Origin of the sequence: Collinsella aerofaciens ATCC 25986 (assembly GCF_010509075.1) — a bacterium.
Classification (GTDB): domain Bacteria; phylum Actinomycetota; class Coriobacteriia; order Coriobacteriales; family Coriobacteriaceae; genus Collinsella; species Collinsella aerofaciens.
In genome coordinates this window covers 1,664,956-1,681,666 of the sequence record NZ_CP048433.1, presented here as the reverse complement: position 1 = coordinate 1,681,666, position 16,711 = coordinate 1,664,956, and the positions used below count along the sequence as shown (strand labels likewise).

The window sequence follows — 16,711 nt, the reverse complement described above, 5'->3', positions numbered from 1 at the left end:
GAGTGGTTTTACGACTATCGAAGGCTATGCGTACAATGAATATAAGCGACGGCCGTGCCAGATAAGGAGACCTGATGCCCTACCTGCTTTCTTGTGACATTCATACCCATACGATGTTCTCTGCGCATGCATATTCGACCATTGAGGAGAATGTGTACTGGGCGGCAGAGCGTGGTCTGCAGGTGCTCGGATCTGCCGACCATTTGAGCTCTATGGTTACGGCTTGCCCCAATGACCTGCGCAGTTACCAGTTCTTTATCAACCAGGATATCTGGCCGCGCATTTGGAGCGGCGTGCTGGTGCTGCGTGGTGCCGAGGCCGATATCGTTTCGCTGGACGGAAGCCTGTTTGGCGAGGACACTCTTGTCACGCTCGATATTGCCGGCGATTCGTACAGCCGTCAGCATTCGCTGTTCGATTTGGTTACGCGTAATTTGGATTATTTGGTTGCAAGCGTGCATAATCCGCAGATTGCCGAGGGCGCGACGCTGGCCCAGACGACCGAGATGTATATCAATGCCCTGGAGCACCCCAAGGTGTTCATGCTGGGCCACACGGGGCGTTCGGGCGTGCCGTTCGATATCGACGAGGTGCTGTTGGCAGCTAAGGCCAAGCACAAGATTATTGAGATCAACAACCATAGTCTTGAACACGGTGTCGACACTGAGCATTGGGCCGTATGCCGCAAGATCGCCGAGCGCTGCGCCGAGCTGGGCGTGGGCATTGGCGTTTCGACCGATGCGCACATTGGCATGGCAATTGGTAAGCTCGATTACGCTCGCAAGATGCTCGACGAGATTCACTTCCCGTTGGATCTGATCGTGACGCGCGATCGCGAGACGCTGCTGCGCGAGATGGCGGCAGCCGGCGTGTGCGATCTGCGCAATGGGATGTAGCGGAGTTTATAAACCAAGCGAAGGGGGCGGCCCAGGCGGGTCGCCCCCTTTCTTGTGCCGGTGGATTAGCGGCGTTCGAGGACCGCTACGGTTTCGGTGTGGTCGGTGTGAGGGAACATGTCGACGGGCGTGATCTTGAGCAGGCGATAGCCTCCGTCGAGGAGCTGATGCAGGTCGCGCTCTTGAGTCACGGGGTTGCAGCTGATATAGGTGATGCGGCGCGGCTTAAGCGCGCAGGCAGCTTCGAGGAACTCGGGGGTAGAGCCGGCGCGCGGCGGATCGATGGAAAGGACATCGACCCGCTCGTTGTTATCGGCGGCATCCAGGATGTAATCGGTGGCATCGTCGGCCATAAACCAAGCGCTGCGGGTGAGGCCGTTGAGCTCGGCATTACGACGTGCGTCGGCAATGCCGGCGTGGTTGCGCTCCACGCCAAGCAGCATAATACCGACGCCCTTGTCCTGGGCGGCTTTGGCTGCGCACAGGCCGATAGTTCCACTACCGCAATAGGCATCCATGAGTACGTCGCCCTGCTGCAGGTCCATGCCGTCAATCGCGAGCTGATAGAGCAGCTCGGTCTGCTGCGGGTTGGTCTGGTAGAACGCGGTGGGGGAGATATCGAACTCGCAGCCGAGCAGCTGGTCGCGCATGCACTCGGCGCCATATACAATGCGGGTTTCCTCGCCGAGGATGGCGTTGCCGGGACGTCCGTTGATGTTTTGGGCGACGGTGACGATGTGCGGATTGAGTGCGGCGACAGCCTCAAAGAACTCCTGCGCATGCGGCAAGTCGCGCTGAGCGGTCACGAGCGTAACCATGACCTGGTCGGTACGCCAACCGCAGCGGACGACGGCATAGCGAAGCAAACCAAGATGCTTGTCCTCATTAAAGGCGGGAATATGCAGCCGCTCAGCTTCGCGTGCGATGCCGTTGAGAATCTGACGGGCGCCCGGTGCCTCGACGGGGCATTCGGGTACGGCAACGATCTTGTGCGTGCCGCGCTCAAAGAAACCGCAACGGACAGCGCCCTCCTTACCGGGAGCAAAGGGAGTGGCGGCCTTATGGCGAAAACCGCGCGGCGCAGGATATTTGCCCGGGTCGCCCAGGGTGACTCCCATACCGCGAATAGGATCTACAGCAATGTCTTCACGCTCACAAAGCGAAGCAAAAAGCTCCTCCATAGCAGCCTGCTTGGCGGCGAGCTGCTTCTTATAAGGACGATTGAGCGCTGTACACCCACCGCAAGCTTTCATGATGGAACAAGGAGACTTGGGATCAACGGCCTTGCGCGCAGACGGAGCCGGATTCTTATACGGGCGCTTGGAGCGAGTCTGAGATGCCTTATCCTCGTTCCGACGAGAGCCGGGACGCTTGGCCTTAGCCTTGCCCTTGGCCGACTTACCCTTCGCGTCCTGAGACGACTTGGATTTCTGAGAAGATTTTTTCTCCTCTGACCCCTCAGCCGCCTCGATCAAAGCACGACGAGCCTTACGCTTCGCACGAGATTCTGCCATGAATTAACCCCACTAATTTACAAATTGAAAGCTGAAAGCATTGTACCGTGCCAAGCTAGCGGACGATATACAAGCGCCTATTTCATGTCAGTGATAAGTCCAACGATGTTTGCCCGGCGTGGGCGGGGAGCGGCGCGTAATTAAGTTTATCGCGAGTTCCGCACGCAAAGGAAAGCACTTAATGTGCTTTCCGTCTTGCGCAGGACTGTAGAGCAGGAAACTTAATTACGCGCCGCTCCCCGCCCACGCCGGGCAAACCCTCCCTTGTACTCCATCTCACTAAAGTGTATGATTCTGGACGTTACACGAATCACTTTACTTAACTAAAGTGCCATCAAGGGGGGATACCATGAACACCGATATGTCTCGTCGTCAGTTTGTTGGTCTAGCCGGCTCGCTCGCTACGGTGCTTGGCCTTGGTCTTGTCGGTTGCGGCGGTGGTGCCGGCAAGGGCTCCGCTGCTGGCTCTGCCGCGGCCAAGGATGTGAAGGGCGCTGCGGAGTCCAAGAAGCTCGTGGTGGGCTTTGATAAGTCCTATCCTCCGTACGGCTTTGTGGGCGACGATGGCGAGTACACCGGCTTTGATCTCGATCTGGCCAAGGCTGTTGCCGATAAGCAGGGCTGGGAGGTCAAATACGAGGCCATCGACTGGGATGCCAAGGATACGCTGCTCAACTCGGGCGCCATCAACTGTATCTGGAACGGCTTTACCATGGAGGGCCGTGAGGACGACTACACGTTCTCCGAGCCGTACATGCTCAACGAGCAGGTGCTGGTGGTCAAGAAGGATGCGGGCATCAAGGGCTGGGACGATCTTGCCGGCAAGACTGTGATTACCCAGACTGATTCCGCTGCGCAGGACGTGCTTGAGGGTGACCAGAAGGATCTGGCAGCGACGTTTGCCACGCTCGACACGATCGGCGAGTACAACACGGCCTTTATGCAGCTCGAGAGCGGCGCGGTCGATGCCGTGGCGTGCGACCTTTCGATTGCCCAGTATCAGCTTGCCGCCAAGCCCGATGCCTATACGCAGCTTGATGAGCCGCTGTCCAGCGAGCACTACGCCGTTGGCTTTAAGAAGGGCGACACCAAGTCGGCCGATGCTGTAGCCGAGTCGCTCAAGGCGCTCTACGAGGACGGCACGGTCAAGGACCTCTGCGATAAATATTCAAGCTATGGTTTGTCTTTCGATAATTGGGTGCTCAAGTAATGTCTATTCAGGTCATGATGCAGATGCTTGGCCAGGGGTTCTTGGTCAGTTTGCAGCTGTTTGTGTTGACGCTGCTCGGGTCGATTCCGCTGGGAATTCCCGTGGCGTTTATGCGCATGAGCAAAATCGCGCCGCTTCGCTGGATTGCGCGCATCTATATCTCGGTCATGCGCGGCACGCCGCTCATGCTGCAGATGTTTGCCATCTACTTTGCCCCGTATTACGTGTTTGGCATTTCGCTCACGCCCGATTCCAAGTGGACGGCGTGCGTCGTGGCGTTCATCATCAACTACGCCGGTTACTTTGCCGAGATCTATCGCTCGGGCTTGCAGTCCATTCCGCGCGGTCAATACGAGGCTGCCGAGGTGCTGGGCTATTCGCGCGTGCAGACGTTTCTGTATATCGTGATGCCGCAGGTCGCCAAGCGTATTCTGCCGGCGATGGGCAACGAGATCATCACGCTGGTCAAGGACACGTCGCTGGCGTTTGCCATTGGCGTGGGTGAGATGTTCTCGACGGCCAAGGCGCTGGTCGCCTCGCAGGTGAGCATGGTGCCGTTTGCGATTGCGGCGCTGATTTACTGGGTCTTTAATTTCGTTGTCGAGATGCTGCTGGGCGCCGCCGAGAAAAAATTGGATTACTACCATGATTAATTCGGTAATGAATATATCGAACGCTCGCAAGGCGTTTGGCGGCAATGAGGTGCTCAAGGATATCTCGCTCGAGGTAAAGCGTGGAGAGGTCGTGGCGATTATCGGGCCTTCGGGTGGCGGCAAGTCCACGCTGCTGCGGTGTGCCACGCTGCTCGAGACGCTCGACGGAGGCTCGCTCTTGTTTGGCGACCTTGCCGTTGCGACGGATGCGGGTTCGGGCGCGGTCTATGCGAAGGGCGATGTGCCCAGGCAGGCGCGCTCGCGATTTGGCCTGGTGTTTCAGAACTACAATCTGTTCCCGCACTATACCGTGATGAAAAACATCACCGATGCGCCGATCCGCGTTCTTAAGCGCCCGCGCGAGCAGGCGGAAGCTCGTGCGCATGAATTGATTGCTCAGATGGGGCTTGTGGGCAACGAGAACAAGGTTCCGTGTGAGCTTTCGGGCGGTCAGCAACAGCGCGTGAGTATCGCCCGCGCCTTGGTGCTCGACCCGGAAATCTTGTTCTTTGACGAGCCGACCTCGGCGCTCGATCCCGAGCTAACGGCCGAGGTGCTGCGTGTCATTAAAGACCTTGCCGCGCAGAATATGACGATGGTGATCGTGACCCACGCGATGCAGTTTGCGCGCGATGTTGCCGATCGCGTGGTCTTTATGGATGGCGGCCGCATTGTCGAGGAGGGTCCGGCCGAGCAGGTTATCGACCATCCGCGCGAGCAGCGCACGCGTGAGTTTTTGAGCCGTATCGAGGGATAGGCTCAGGTATTTGCTCAACTATTAATTGAGGCGAAGCCGCCGCAGGTCTTACGGTCTGTGGCGGCTTTTTGTTTGCATCGGCGGGGTTCAATAATCGCCTCACAAGCTTGTCTCTTCCTCTCGCCGCCTGTATTCATACGTGTGCCGAAAGGTGTGCATGGACGGTCGCCCGTGAGGGTAGGGTGGTGGCATAGGACATTTGGAGGGTGAGTCGGCTCGGCTGCCGACCATGCTGCTCCCGGGATGGCACCGACCGCGAACTCTCCCCGTTGGCGTCGCGCAATGCGCGCGGCCCTGCAAGGAGGTCATCATGGGTGCTCCCAAGACCGGCAATGTAAGGAACGTGGTGCTCGTAGGCCAAGGCGGGGTGGGCAAGACTTCACTCGCCGAGGCCATGCTCCACCTTTCTGGCAAGACCGCCCGCCTGGGCGGCCACGACGGCACCAAGCCCACGCTCGACTATGACCCCGAAGAGGTCAAGCGTGCATTTTCCATCTCGACGACCATTGCACCGATCGACTGGAAGGGCGCGCGCATCAATGTGCTCGATGCCCCGTGTTACCCCGATTTTATCGGCGACGCCTTTGCCGCGATGAGCGTCTGCGAGACGGCCCTGTTTGTGGTCGACGCCGAGGCCGGCCCGCAGCCTACGACGGTTAAGCTCTGGTATGCCGCCGAGGACCTGCGCTTGGCGCGTGCGGTGTTCGTAAACCGCCTGTCGCGCTCCGAGGCCAGCTTTGCGACCACGATGGACCTGCTGCAGGAGCGCTTTGGCACGCGACTGGGCGCCGTGACCCTTCCCTGGGGCGAGGGCGAGGACTTTGATGGCATCATCGACCTGGTGCGCATGAAGGCGCGCCATTGCAACGGCGCCGAAGCCGTTGAGTCGGAGATTCCCGAGGAGTATCGTGCCCAGGCCGAGGAGGCCCATGACCATCTGTGCGAGCTGGTGGCCGAGGCTGACGACGAACTGATGATGAAGTACTTGGAAGGCGAGGAGACGCTGACGCAGGAGGAGCTTGAGGGCTTGCTGTCGAAGGCGATTGCCGAGCGCATCTTTGTGCCGGTCTTTGCGGGCGATTGCATTAAGGAGCAGGGCGTCAACTCGCTGATGGACGACATCGCCACGTACTTCCCGGCGCCGACGGACTACGGCGAGATGCCGCTCATCGACGGTGATTCGCTCAAGATTTCGAGCGACGATGACCGTCCGGTGGCGTTTGTGTTTAAGACGCTGGCCGATCCGCAGCAGGGTCGCATCAGCTTTATCAAGGTGCTGACGGGTACGCTTGAGCCGGGTCTTGAGCTGATCAACGCGCGTACCCGCAAGAGCGATCGTCTGGCCCACCTGTATGTGATGTGCGGCCGCGACATGACCGAGGTCGGTCACGCCTATGCCGGCGACATCATCGTGGCGCCCAAGCTGGCGGCCGAGACGGGCGATACGCTCTCGATTACCGGCAAGGTCGAGGCTGCGGCGTTTAAGTTCCCCAACTCGCAGTACCGCATTGCCATCGAGGCCGAGAACCGTGGCGACGAAGAGAAGCTCTATACGTTTATCGAGAAGGCGTGCAAGGCTGATCCGACCATGAGCATCGATCGTGACGAGGAGACGGGCCAGACTATCATCTCCGCCGTTGGTGAGGCGCAGGTTTCGGTGCTGCTCAACCGTTTGGAGGATCGCACCAAGGTCGTGGCCAAGAGCGTGCCGATCCGCATTCCGTATCGCGAGACCATCCGCCGCACGGCGAGCGCCCAGGGTCGCCACAAGAAGCAGACCGGTGGCGCCGGTCAGTACGGCGACTGCTGGCTGCGCGTGGAGCCGCTTATTGGGCCCGACGGCACGAGCGACGGCTACGAGTTTGTGGATGAGGTCGTGGGCGGCCGCATTCCGCGCTCGCTGATCCCCGCCGTGGACAAGGGTGTCCAGGAGACCATGAAGGACGGCATCATTGCCGGCTACCCGCTCACGGGCATTCGCGTGGCTGTGTACGACGGCTCGTATCACAGCGTCGACTCCAACGAGATGGCGTTCCGCGCGGCGGCTCGCATCGGCCTGCGCAAGGCATGCGCCGATGCCGACCCGGTGGTGCTGGAGCCCATCGAGGAAATCACGGTGACTATTCCCGAGAGCTACGCCGGCGCCGTGATGGGTGACATCTCGGCATCGCGCGGTCGCGTGACGGGCATGGAGACCGATGAACGCGGCGACACCGTGGTCATCGCCCAGGCACCTCTCGCCGAGCTGACGGATTACTCGACGCGCCTGCGCTCTATCACGCGCGGCACGGGTGACTTTACCATGAAGCCCGCTGGCTATGAGCAGGTTCCCTATGACGTTCAGGCCAAGCTGGTCGAGCGCTATGAGGAGGGCCGCGCCAAGTAGCGTGTGGCGTTGCCTGCAATGTGGACGCTGACGAAAAGGCCGCCCTGGGTAATCCAGGGCGGCCTTTTTTGATCCCATGGGGACGGAGGAAAACGAATCATTTTTGGGTTACGGGCGGTGCGGTCGGCACTAGTCTCCGGATGCCTGGTTGCGGCCGGTGGCGTAGTCGATCTGCACGTGCGGCTGCAGGTTGTAGCAGTACACGTGGAAGCAGAGGGTCTTGCCGTGGTCCTCGACCGATTGCGCCTCAAGGCGCACGCCGCGGCAGACAAGCTCCTCTTCGTTATACATGGGCGTGACGCGATAGAGCACGTGGTTGCCCGTATCGCGAATATAGTTGAGAATCTGCTCTTCAAACGGCAGCATACCCGTCTCGTTGAGATAACGCGTGCCGGTGAGGAGATTCTTGCGATTGGCGTTCTCGCCGCAGAGTGACCAGGCGATAAGGTGGCAGCGGTTGTAGAGGCTCTGGCCCGGAATAAAGTCGTAGCGCTGCTGGTGCCAACCGGCAGGATGGATACGCGAGATATCGCCGCGCTTGCATTGACCGAGTGACTCGGGGCCCACGCAGGCGAGCGCCTTGCGAGTGCGGCCCAGGCTGTCGAGCTTGGAGAATTTCTTAAAGCAGCCCTCTTCGGTGGCGCGATCGTATTCATCGAGTGTGAATGATGGCGTGCCGAGCGGGTGCATGCTGTCGGCGCGAAGGGCAACGTAGGGGTTGCCGGCGTAGTCGGGAATGCTGCTGAGGTATACGCCGCGGGCGCGGTCAAGATCGGGGTTTTCGACCTCGTCGATGGGGGCGGCGGCGCTGTCCGCGGAAGCGTCGTCATCGGTGTCGGGTGCGGCGGAATCGGAGCCATCGCCAGAGTCCTGGCTGTTTTGAGGGTCCGGGGAGCTCGCCGTTCCCGATTCGAGCCGAGCGACCAGGTCTGCCTCGTCGTCGGTGCGGCTGGGACTCTCGTTTTGTTTTTCGGCCAGAGCCGCCGCCTGCTCATCGCTTTGCGGCGACAGTAACTTGGGCGCTCCGTCGAGCGATCCCGTAAACAGCGCAAACCCGAGCACCACGGCGGTGCCGATGGAAAGTACTTGCTTGTAGGCGGACTTGCGCGACATGGAGGCTCCTGGATGGACGGTTGGGAATCTACCAGTCTAGCAGGAGCCGGCAAGGGCCGTTCTGTCGAACAAATACTTAAGATTTGAGACAAACGCTACTGATTCATTTGTCCCGCGGTCTAGATCGAGGTGGAGTCGAGCCAGTTGAGCTTGCACTCGAGAATGCGCTGCTCGCCGGGTTCGCTGCTTCCGTCAAGTAGGGCGAGCAGCATCTCGGCTGCTTCGCGACCTTCTTGGTCGACGGGCTCGATGATGGTGGAGACGGTCGGTGTGGTGAGATTAGTCCAGTCTTCGCAGTTGAGTCCCAAAAGGCCGATTTGCTGCGGAAGCAGATGGGCCATTGGCTGGAGGGCCTTGTAGACACGGGGAAGTGCCCACTGATTTTGCACGAAGATAAGGGTTCGCTTGGCGGGGTTGAACTTGAATTTAAAGTATTCAGTGAGCTCGTTGATTGACGGCTTGTTGTGATCGATGGGAATCGCTTTGTAGAGCTGCCCGTTCGCTGCCAGCGCCTCGGCATACCCCTGAAAACGCTCCATGCGGGTGCGCATTTCGGTCATGTTGGCGGCAATGGAAAAGAAATCTTCGTAGCCGGCGTCGAGGAGTGCCTGTGTGGCGTTGTACACGCCGTCGTAAAGGTTGGTTTTGATCCAGCTGGTACCTGGGCTATAGATGGCCGCATCGAAAAAGACGACCGGCTTGCCGGCGCGTCTAATGCGGTCATGCACGGCTTTGAAGTTTGCCGTGGGCTGGATGATAAAGCCATCGACGCCCAGCGAGAGCATCTTGTCGACGTACATGAGCTCGGTCTCGGGGTTAAAGTTGCTCGTGCAAACGACCGTCTGGTAGCCCGCGGGGAGCATGACCTGCTCCATGCCATTGAGAACGAGCCCCGCCCATTTGTTGGTGTTATCCAAAATGATGATGGCAATGACGTGGGTTTGCTTGCCGGTGAGCGTCTGCGCTTGGGCGTTGGGAACGTATCCGAGTTCCTTAATGACGCGCGCGATTTTGTTCTGCGTCTTCTCGCTAAGCTTTTCTCGTTTGTCGTTGAGGTAATACGAGACGCTTGCCGTCGAGGTTCCCGCCTCTCGAGCGACGTCTGCGATCGTAACGCGCTGTTTTGCCACAGCGACTCCTTCCGACAGATGAGCATTTTCCAACATGATGACTTTGAGTCTTGGTGAAGGATACGCTTCGGTGAGCGGCTTTTTCCTTTCATATGAGTATGCAACAAATGCGGCATACGGGTGGGGTCGAAATTTGTGACCGGCATGCGCATCTGCCGTCTACCGAGAAAATCAAATACTTCTTGACTTTTGAAATCGAGGGCAAAATCGCAGGATTCATTTTTGGTTAAACGCATAACTAAATCGCATAACCAACGCTCTGACCTGCGCGTTTACCGAAATAAGCTGGCATTAAGAAAAACGAGCACCTATATTGTTCTTGTCGAAAAGACAGCAAGTCCAAACGGCAGGGGATGCTCCGGAGGCCTCCGCAAACGGTGTCTTGCGCACGCAACTCTATGAAAAGAGGGAAGCAATGAAGATCGTAGGCGTTGCCGCCTGTACTGTGGGTATCGCCCACACGTATATGGCCCAGAAGGCGATTCAGGATGAATGCGCCGCCCGTGGCATCGAGTGCAAGGTCGAGGCTCAGGGTGGCCTGGGTATCGAGAATGAGCTCACGCAGGAAGACGTGGACTCCGCCGACCTGGTCCTGGAGTCCGTCGACGTGGGTGTCGAGAACGAGGACCGTTTTGAGCAGAAGATGGCCGAGGGCAAGTTCCTGAAGGTCGGCACCTCTGATGTAATCGCCGATCCGGTAAAGATCATCGACCAGGCCATTGAGATCATCAAGGCGACGGGTGGCGCCGTTGACGCGCCCAAGGCCGAGGCCAAGGCAGAGAAGAAGGCCGTCTCCGCTGCCCCGCAGGCCCCGACACCGGCGTCCAAGCAGTCTATCTTTGCCGATCCTGGCAAGACGCTGCTCAATGCATTCAATACCGGCGTTTCCTATTTTATCCCCATCGTCGTTATCGGCGGCGTGTTTCTTGCCTTCTCGCTGGCATCCGGTACCGCCGGCGCCAACGGCATGGAGGTTACGAACCCGCTGATGGTGAGCCTTAACACCATCGGCATGGCCGGCATCTCCATGATGATCCCGGTGCTTGCGGCATACATCTCCTACTCGATGGCCGGCAAGCCCGCGCTCGCCCCCGGTTTTGTCCTGGGCTACCTGGTCAATAACGCAGTCGTTACCCCTAACGGCAACAGCGTTTCGACCGGCTTCTTGGGCGCCATGATCATGGCGGTCATCTGCGGCTACTTTGTCCGCTGGATGAAGACCTGGAAGGTCAACAACACCATCCAGACCATCATGCCCATCCTGATCATCCCGATTCTGACCTCGCTTGTCCTGGGCATGGCCTATATCTACATCCTGGCCACGCCGCTTGGCTTTGTGATGGACTGGCTCACCGGCGTGCTCGGCAGCCTGCAGGGCGGTTCCGCAGTTGTCCTGGGTCTGGTCATTGGCGTTATGACCGCCTTCGATATGGGTGGCCCCATCAACAAGACCGCCTCGACCTTCACCATGGCCATCATGGCCTCCGGTATCTACGGTCCTAACGGTATGTTCCGCGTCGCCGTCGCCGTTCCCCCGATCGCCTGTGGCCTCGCTGCGCTCATCGCCAAGAACAAGTTCGATGACGCTGACCGCCAGATGGGCATCTCCGCGCTGTTCATGGGCTGCATCGGTATTACCGAGGGCGCTATCCCCTTCGCGGTCAAGGACCTCGGTCACACCCTGCCCGGCATTTGCATCGGCTCTGCCGTGGGTGCGGCACTTGCCGCCTTCCAGGGCATCGACTGCTACGTCCCGCACGGTGGCTTTATCGTCGCCCTTGCCACCAACAACGTCGCGCTGTTCTGCCTGGACATCGTGATTGGCGCCGTGGTCGCCGCTGCAATCCTGATTGCCATGAAGCCCACGCTCGATAAGCAGGCCAAGTAAACCTTTAAGGACTCCGGTTGTGCGGAGGGATGGATTTGACTCCGCACAACCGCCCCTACACAACAAAATCCATCCGTACTGATAGGGCCCACATCTGGGTCCCAGGGAACTTTTGTCAAAAATCCTCTGGAGAAGGAGAACAAAATGTCCAACCTCACCATCCGTCAGGCCGTTCAGGGCATGCTCAAGCTGCAGGATAGCGGCGATCACGCAACCATGGTCGGCATTGGCCCCATGAGCCCCAACCTGATTCAGGCCGTGTTCGAGCTTGCCAAGGACGAGGATTTCCCGCCCATGTTTATCGCCAGCCGCAACCAGGTCGATATGGACGAGATGGGCGCCGGCTACGTCAACGGTTGGGACCAGACGCGCTTTGCCGCCGACATCAAGAAGGTTGCCGACGAGGTGGGTTACACCGGTCCGTACTACCTGTGCCGCGATCACGGCGGTCCGTGGCAGCGCGACGAGGAGCGTAACGCCCACCTGCCCGAGGACGAGGCCATGGAGCTCGCCCGCAAGTCCTTCGTCGCCGACATGGAGGCGGGCTTTGACCTGCTGATGGTCGACCCCACCAAGGACCCCTATCAGATCGGCAAGGTTATTCCGCTCGACGTGGTGCTTCGCCGCACGATCGATCTTATCGACTACCTTGAGCAGTACCGTCGCGAGCATAACCTGCCCGAGGTCGCCTATGAGGTCGGTACCGAGGAGACCAATGGCGGCTTGACCTCTACCGATAAGTACGAGGAGTTCATTTCTCAGCTGCAGCCCGAGCTCGAGAAGCGCGGCTGCCCCATGCCCACCTTTATCGTCGGCCAGACCGGCACCCTTACCCGCTGGACGGAGCAGGTCGGTCACTACAACTTCAAGAACGCCCGCGAGCTTGCCGATATGGCCAAGCGCTATGGCGTGGGCCTGAAGGAGCACAACGCCGACTATCTGGACGACGCGACGCTGCTCGAGCACATCCCGGCACACGTGACCGCCTCCAACGTCGCTCCGCAGTATGGCACCGAGGAGACCCGCGCCTACCTCAAGCTCTGCGCCACCGAGCAGATCCTGGTCGACAACGGTCTGTGCGATGACCCCTCCGACCTGTATCACACGCTGCTGGTCAAGGCTATCAAGACCGAGCGCTGGCGCAAGTGGATGACTGGCGACGACGTCAACCTGCAGGTCGATGACATCCTTGCCGACGATGAGCTCAGCCTGAAGATCCTGGATGTCTCCGGCCACTATGCGTTCAACGATCCCGAGGTCAAGGAGCAGGTCGAGAAGCTCTATCGCAACCTCGCTGCCCAGGACATCGACGGCAAGCGCTTTGTGATCGAGCACATCAAGCGCCCGATCAAGCAGTACGTCGTCGGTCTTAACCTCAAGGGCGTCACGAGCCGCATCGAGAAGGCTCTCGAGGACTAAGTAGCTTTTCCTACACGACGCCGGGCCTGGGGCATGTCCCAGCCGCAGGCCCGGCACATAGGACAAAGGGACATCCCCTTTGTCCTATTTTTTGAGTTTTGGATTCCTTCGAAGGAGTTTGCACCATGAAGTTCTTTATCGATACTGCCAATCTGGACGAGATCGCCGAGGCCAAGAGCTGGGGCTGCCTGGCCGGTGTTACCACCAACCCGTCCCTGTACGCCAAGACCGGCGGCAAGCTTGCCGACTTTGAGCCGCATATGCTCAAGATTGCCGAGCTCTGCGAGGGCCTGCCCGTTTCCGCCGAGTCTACCGCTACCACTGCCGAGGGTATGATCGAGGAGGGCAAGCGCCTTGCCGCCCTCGCCCCCAACATCGTGGTCAAGCTTCCCGTGTGCGAGGCCGGCCTTGCCGCCTGCCGTGCACTGGCCGATGCTGGCGTGCGCGTCAACATGACGCTCGTCTTCTCGCCGACGCAGGCCCTTATGGCCGCCAATGCCGGTGCTCGCTACATCAGCCCGTTTGTCGGTCGTTTCGATGACATCGCCGAGGACGGTATCTCGCAGCTCGACAACGTCGTGACCTGCATTAAGAACTACGACTGGACGGGCAAGAACGTCGACGACACCGTCGAGATCATCACCGCCTCGGTTCGTACGCCCAACCACGTGACCCAGGCCGCGCTACTCGGTGCCGATATTGCGACCGTGCCCATGGCCGCTCTCAAGAAGTGCCTGCATCATCCGCTGACCGACCAGGGCCTCGCCTCTTTTGAGGCTGACTGGCAGAAGGTCGTCGCTCAGGCTTAACGAGTGGATTGCCCCGGCATCGCGTCATCCGGTGCCGGGGTTGTTCTCAAGAGAGGAATTCGTATGACCAACCAGGAGCTGGCGAAGGTCGCCAATGAGGTCAGGAAGGGTGTCGTGACTGCGGTTCACGCGGCCAAGTCGGGACACCCGGGTGGATCGCTCGGTGCTGCCGACATCATGACGTATCTGTACTTTGAGGAAATGAATATCGATCCTGCCGACCCTCACAAGGCCGATCGCGATCGCTTTGTGCTCTCCAAGGGTCACGCGGCGCCGGGCCTGTATTCGGTGTTGGCAAATCGCGGCTATTTTCCCGTCGAAGAGCTCGAGACGCTCCGTCATATTGGCAGCCGACTGCAGGGCCATCCCAACATGAACGACGCCCCTGGCATCGATATGTCCACCGGATCGCTCGGTCAGGGCATCTCTGCTGCAGTTGGAATGGCGCTTGCCGCTAAGCACTGGGGCGACGGCTACCGTGTCTACACGTTGCTGGGCGACGGTGAGTGCGAGGAAGGCCAGGTGTGGGAGGCGGCCATGTTCGCCGGCAACCATGCGCTCGACAATCTTGTTGCCGTCGTCGACCACAACGGCTTGCAGATTGACGGCACGATCGATGAAGTCAACTCGGCCATGCCGCTCGCTGACAAGTTCCGCGCCTTTAAGTGGCATGTGATCGAGCTCGCCGACGGTAACGACATGGCGCAGATTGCCGCCGTCTTTGCCGAGGCCCGCAAAGTGAGCGACTCGCCCGTGGCCATTATCGCCGAGACGGTGAAGGGCAAGGGCGTCTCCTTTATGGAAAACCAGGTGGGCTGGCACGGCAAGGCACCCAACGATGAACAGTTTGAGCAGGCCATGGCCGAGCTCGCAGCAGCAGGGGAGGAGCTCTAATGGCAGACGTCAAGAAAGTCGCCACGCGCGTTAGCTATGGCGAGGCACTTGTCGAGCTGGGCAATGAGCGCGATGACTTTGTGGTTCTCGATGCCGACCTGGCCGCCGCCACGCAGACCGGTAAGTTTAAGGCTGCGCACCCTGAGCGCTTCTACGACGCCGGCATTGCCGAGAGCAACCTGATGGGTCTTGCCGCCGGCATCGCGACCACGGGCCGCGTTGCTTTTGCGAGCACCTTTGCGATGTTTGCCGCCGGTCGCGCCTACGAGCAGGTCCGCAATTCCATCGGCTACCCGCACCTCAACGTCAAGATTGGCGCTACTCATGCCGGCATTTCGGTGGGCGAGGACGGCGCCACGCACCAGTGCTGCGAGGATATCGCACTCATGCGCACGATTCCGGGTATGACGGTGGTCGTTCCCGCCGACGACGTCGAGGCTCGTGCCTGTGTGCGCGCCGCCTATGAGTTTGAGGGCCCGGTTTACATGCGCTTCGGCCGCCTGGCAACACCGGTCATCAACGACTGCGAGGACTATGAGTTCAAGATTGGTCGCGGCGTGGTCGTGCGCGAGGGGTCCGATGTGACCATCATCGCTTGTGGCCTTATGGTCGCCGAGGCGCTTGAGGCTGCCGAGGCGCTCGCTGCCGATGGCATCGATGCCGAGGTCATCAACATGCATACGATCAAGCCGCTCGACGAACGCCTGGTTGTAGCCAGCGCCAAGAAGACCGGTCGCGTGGTCACTGCCGAGGAGCATTCGATTATCGGCGGTCTTGGCGAGGCCGTTGCCTCGGTGCTAGCGGAGCAGTATCCGGTGCCGATGCGTCGCGTCGGCGTGCGCGATGTGTATGGCGAGTCCGGCCCTGCGGTCGATTTGCTGCACAAGTACGGTTTGGACGCCGACGGCATCGAAGCTGCGGTCAGGTCTGTGTTGTAAGGAAGGTTTCCATGGGATTTGTATCTGCCAACCAAGTGACGATAGGGTATACCGCCGCCTCGCGCGAGGATGCCCTGCATTATTTGTCCGATCAGGCCGTCGAGCTCGGCTTTGCTGACGACGCATCTGCCGTAGAGACTGCCTTCATGGCTCGCGAGAACGAGGCCGAGACTGGCCTTGTCGCCGGTTTTGCCGTTCCACATGCCAAAAGCGATGTTATCCACACGCCGGGCGTTGCCGTGCTTAAGCTGGTCGAGCCCGTTGAATGGCCGAGCTTCGATGGTGTGCCCGTCGATGTTGCGCTCGCGCTGTACGTGCCTGCCGGCGAGGCAGGAACCACGCACCTGCGCTTGCTCTCCAAGGCTGCCGTGATGCTGATGGACGCCGGCTTCCGTGACAAGGTGCGCGCGAGCACCGATCCCGTTGAGATTGCGGAGCTCATCAATAGCGGACTCGAAGACTAGAACGGTCATCCCGTTCAATCAATTGATCCTTCTCCAAGGAAAAGGGCCGCGACGCCGTATGGGTGTCACGGCCCTGTTCGCGTTTCCCAAGATAAAACCTGCCGAAATAAACCTGTCCCTTTTTGGCAGGTTAATCGGGGACTATTTCACCGCAACTTAGGGCACGGTTAGGAAGTGTGCACCTTAAAGAGTGGAGCCCATGATTAGAGAGGTCGCGCTCATCTCGCTAAATGTCTCTCTAAAGAGAAGGTTGGTTAGAGAGATAGCATTAGGCAATCTAGCAGCGAATTCGATACATCTCTCTTAATGTCTCTCTAAAACAAGGCGCTCATCTCTCTAAAGTTAGAGAGATGAGCGCCTTGTTTTAGAGAGACGGAATGCCAAAATTCGTCCGTCAGCTACCATCTGCCAAAAATGACGGATAAAGGGCTCATCGAAGTAATGGGTTCATCGACGAGTCGTAACCGCCGATATCGGAAGAAGTAGATGCAGCCGGGTCGCCTCTCTAGTGTCTCTCGAGGCCAGATGGGTGCTGGAGGGGCGATTGTCTCGCGATATTTCCCCAGATAAAACCTGCCAAAATAAACCTGTCCCTTTTTGGTAGGTCAGTTAACGCAGTCCAGGTTGAGCATATGCGAGC

14 protein-coding genes are annotated in these 16,711 nt (G+C 59.3%); 11 read left to right on the top strand and 3 right to left on the bottom strand.

Features of this window, described 5'->3' with window-relative positions; all coding sequences use genetic code 11:
* Window positions 1-74 precede the first annotated feature (74 nt).
* Complete coding sequence (locus GXM19_RS07610; protein ID WP_006235603.1) at window positions 75-896, top strand: phosphatase; 822 nt, start codon at window positions 75-77, stop codon at window positions 894-896.
* A gap of 65 nt (window positions 897-961) precedes the next feature.
* Here GXM19_RS07610 and rlmD read toward each other — a convergent pair whose 3' ends face one another.
* Complete coding sequence (gene rlmD, locus GXM19_RS07605) at window positions 962-2,410, bottom strand: 23S rRNA (uracil(1939)-C(5))-methyltransferase RlmD (protein ID WP_006235604.1); 1,449 nt, start codon at window positions 2,408-2,410, stop codon at window positions 962-964.
* 349 nt (window positions 2,411-2,759) lie between these two features.
* On the opposite strand from rlmD, the gene GXM19_RS07600 reads away from it, so the two are divergent.
* The 4 genes from GXM19_RS07600 (at window position 2,760) to GXM19_RS07585 (ending at window position 7,416) form a co-directional block, all read left to right on the top strand.
* Window positions 2,760-3,620, top strand: coding sequence for a transporter substrate-binding domain-containing protein (locus tag GXM19_RS07600; protein ID WP_006235605.1), 861 nt, complete (start codon window positions 2,760-2,762; stop codon window positions 3,618-3,620).
* Window positions 3,620-4,273, top strand: a complete 654-nt coding sequence (locus GXM19_RS07595; protein ID WP_006235606.1) for an amino acid ABC transporter permease — start codon at window positions 3,620-3,622, stop codon at window positions 4,271-4,273. Before GXM19_RS07600 ends, GXM19_RS07595 begins: the two co-directional genes overlap by 1 nt.
* Window positions 4,266-5,030: an amino acid ABC transporter ATP-binding protein gene (locus GXM19_RS07590; RefSeq protein ID WP_040359537.1), complete on the top strand. Its 765-nt coding sequence runs from the start codon at window positions 4,266-4,268 to the stop codon at window positions 5,028-5,030. Before GXM19_RS07595 ends, GXM19_RS07590 begins: the two co-directional genes overlap by 8 nt.
* A gap of 310 nt (window positions 5,031-5,340) precedes the next feature.
* The gene (locus GXM19_RS07585) at window positions 5,341-7,416 is read left to right on the top strand and encodes an elongation factor G (RefSeq protein WP_040359539.1); all 2,076 of its coding nucleotides are present in this window, start codon (window positions 5,341-5,343) and stop codon (window positions 7,414-7,416) included.
* Window positions 7,417-7,545: 129 nt separating this feature from the next.
* Here GXM19_RS07585 and GXM19_RS07580 read toward each other — a convergent pair whose 3' ends face one another.
* Complete coding sequence (locus GXM19_RS07580; RefSeq protein ID WP_050766155.1) at window positions 7,546-8,529, bottom strand: DNA/RNA non-specific endonuclease; 984 nt, start codon at window positions 8,527-8,529, stop codon at window positions 7,546-7,548.
* Window positions 8,530-8,648: 119 nt separating this feature from the next.
* Complete coding sequence (locus tag GXM19_RS07575) at window positions 8,649-9,659, bottom strand: LacI family DNA-binding transcriptional regulator (protein ID WP_040359542.1); 1,011 nt, start codon at window positions 9,657-9,659, stop codon at window positions 8,649-8,651.
* A 415-nt stretch (window positions 9,660-10,074) separates the two neighbouring features.
* On the opposite strand from GXM19_RS07575, the gene GXM19_RS07570 reads away from it, so the two are divergent.
* The 6 genes from GXM19_RS07570 (at window position 10,075) to GXM19_RS07545 (ending at window position 16,071) form a co-directional block, all read left to right on the top strand.
* The gene (locus tag GXM19_RS07570) at window positions 10,075-11,547 is read left to right on the top strand and encodes a PTS fructose transporter subunit IIC (RefSeq protein ID WP_006235614.1); all 1,473 of its coding nucleotides are present in this window, start codon (window positions 10,075-10,077) and stop codon (window positions 11,545-11,547) included.
* A gap of 144 nt (window positions 11,548-11,691) precedes the next feature.
* Entirely contained in the window at window positions 11,692-12,966 is a 1,275-nt protein-coding gene (locus GXM19_RS07565) for a class II D-tagatose-bisphosphate aldolase non-catalytic subunit (RefSeq protein WP_006235615.1), read from the top strand.
* Between the two features lie 125 nt (window positions 12,967-13,091).
* Window positions 13,092-13,775, top strand: a complete 684-nt coding sequence (fsa, locus tag GXM19_RS07560; RefSeq protein ID WP_006235616.1) for a fructose-6-phosphate aldolase — start codon at window positions 13,092-13,094, stop codon at window positions 13,773-13,775.
* Window positions 13,776-13,838: 63 nt separating this feature from the next.
* Window positions 13,839-14,669 carry a transketolase gene (locus GXM19_RS07555; protein WP_006235617.1) on the top strand — a complete coding sequence of 277 codons (831 nt, stop codon included), beginning with the start codon at window positions 13,839-13,841 and terminating at the stop codon, window positions 14,667-14,669.
* A complete protein-coding gene (locus tag GXM19_RS07550; RefSeq protein ID WP_006235618.1) occupies window positions 14,669-15,607 on the top strand; it encodes a transketolase family protein in 939 nt (312 codons plus the stop codon). The genes GXM19_RS07555 and GXM19_RS07550 overlap by 1 nt, the downstream gene beginning before the upstream one ends.
* 11 nt (window positions 15,608-15,618) lie before the next feature.
* A complete protein-coding gene (locus GXM19_RS07545) occupies window positions 15,619-16,071 on the top strand; it encodes a PTS sugar transporter subunit IIA (protein ID WP_006235619.1) in 453 nt (150 codons plus the stop codon).
* Window positions 16,072-16,711 lie beyond the last annotated feature (640 nt).

Excerpts from the sequence above, each read along its gene's own strand:
- GXM19_RS07595 (WP_006235606.1), top strand. The coding sequence starts at position 3,620 with ATGTCTATTCAGGTCATGATGCAGATGCTTGGCCAGGGGTTCTTGGTC.
- GXM19_RS07545 (WP_006235619.1), top strand. The coding sequence starts at position 15,619 with ATGGGATTTGTATCTGCCAACCAAGTGACGATAGGGTATACCGCCGCC.
- GXM19_RS07610 (WP_006235603.1), top strand. The coding sequence starts at position 75 with ATGCCCTACCTGCTTTCTTGTGACATTCATACCCATACGATGTTCTCT.
- GXM19_RS07600 (WP_006235605.1), top strand. The coding sequence starts at position 2,760 with ATGAACACCGATATGTCTCGTCGTCAGTTTGTTGGTCTAGCCGGCTCG.
- GXM19_RS07555 (WP_006235617.1), top strand. The coding sequence starts at position 13,839 with ATGACCAACCAGGAGCTGGCGAAGGTCGCCAATGAGGTCAGGAAGGGT.
- GXM19_RS07590 (WP_040359537.1), top strand. The coding sequence starts at position 4,266 with ATGATTAATTCGGTAATGAATATATCGAACGCTCGCAAGGCGTTTGGC.
- GXM19_RS07550 (WP_006235618.1), top strand. The coding sequence starts at position 14,669 with ATGGCAGACGTCAAGAAAGTCGCCACGCGCGTTAGCTATGGCGAGGCA.
- GXM19_RS07570 (WP_006235614.1), top strand. The coding sequence starts at position 10,075 with ATGAAGATCGTAGGCGTTGCCGCCTGTACTGTGGGTATCGCCCACACG.
- GXM19_RS07585 (WP_040359539.1), top strand. The coding sequence starts at position 5,341 with ATGGGTGCTCCCAAGACCGGCAATGTAAGGAACGTGGTGCTCGTAGGC.
- GXM19_RS07580 (WP_050766155.1), bottom strand. The coding sequence starts at position 8,529 with ATGTCGCGCAAGTCCGCCTACAAGCAAGTACTTTCCATCGGCACCGCC.
- fsa (WP_006235616.1), top strand. The coding sequence starts at position 13,092 with ATGAAGTTCTTTATCGATACTGCCAATCTGGACGAGATCGCCGAGGCC.
- GXM19_RS07565 (WP_006235615.1), top strand. The coding sequence starts at position 11,692 with ATGTCCAACCTCACCATCCGTCAGGCCGTTCAGGGCATGCTCAAGCTG.
- rlmD (WP_006235604.1), bottom strand. The coding sequence starts at position 2,410 with ATGGCAGAATCTCGTGCGAAGCGTAAGGCTCGTCGTGCTTTGATCGAG.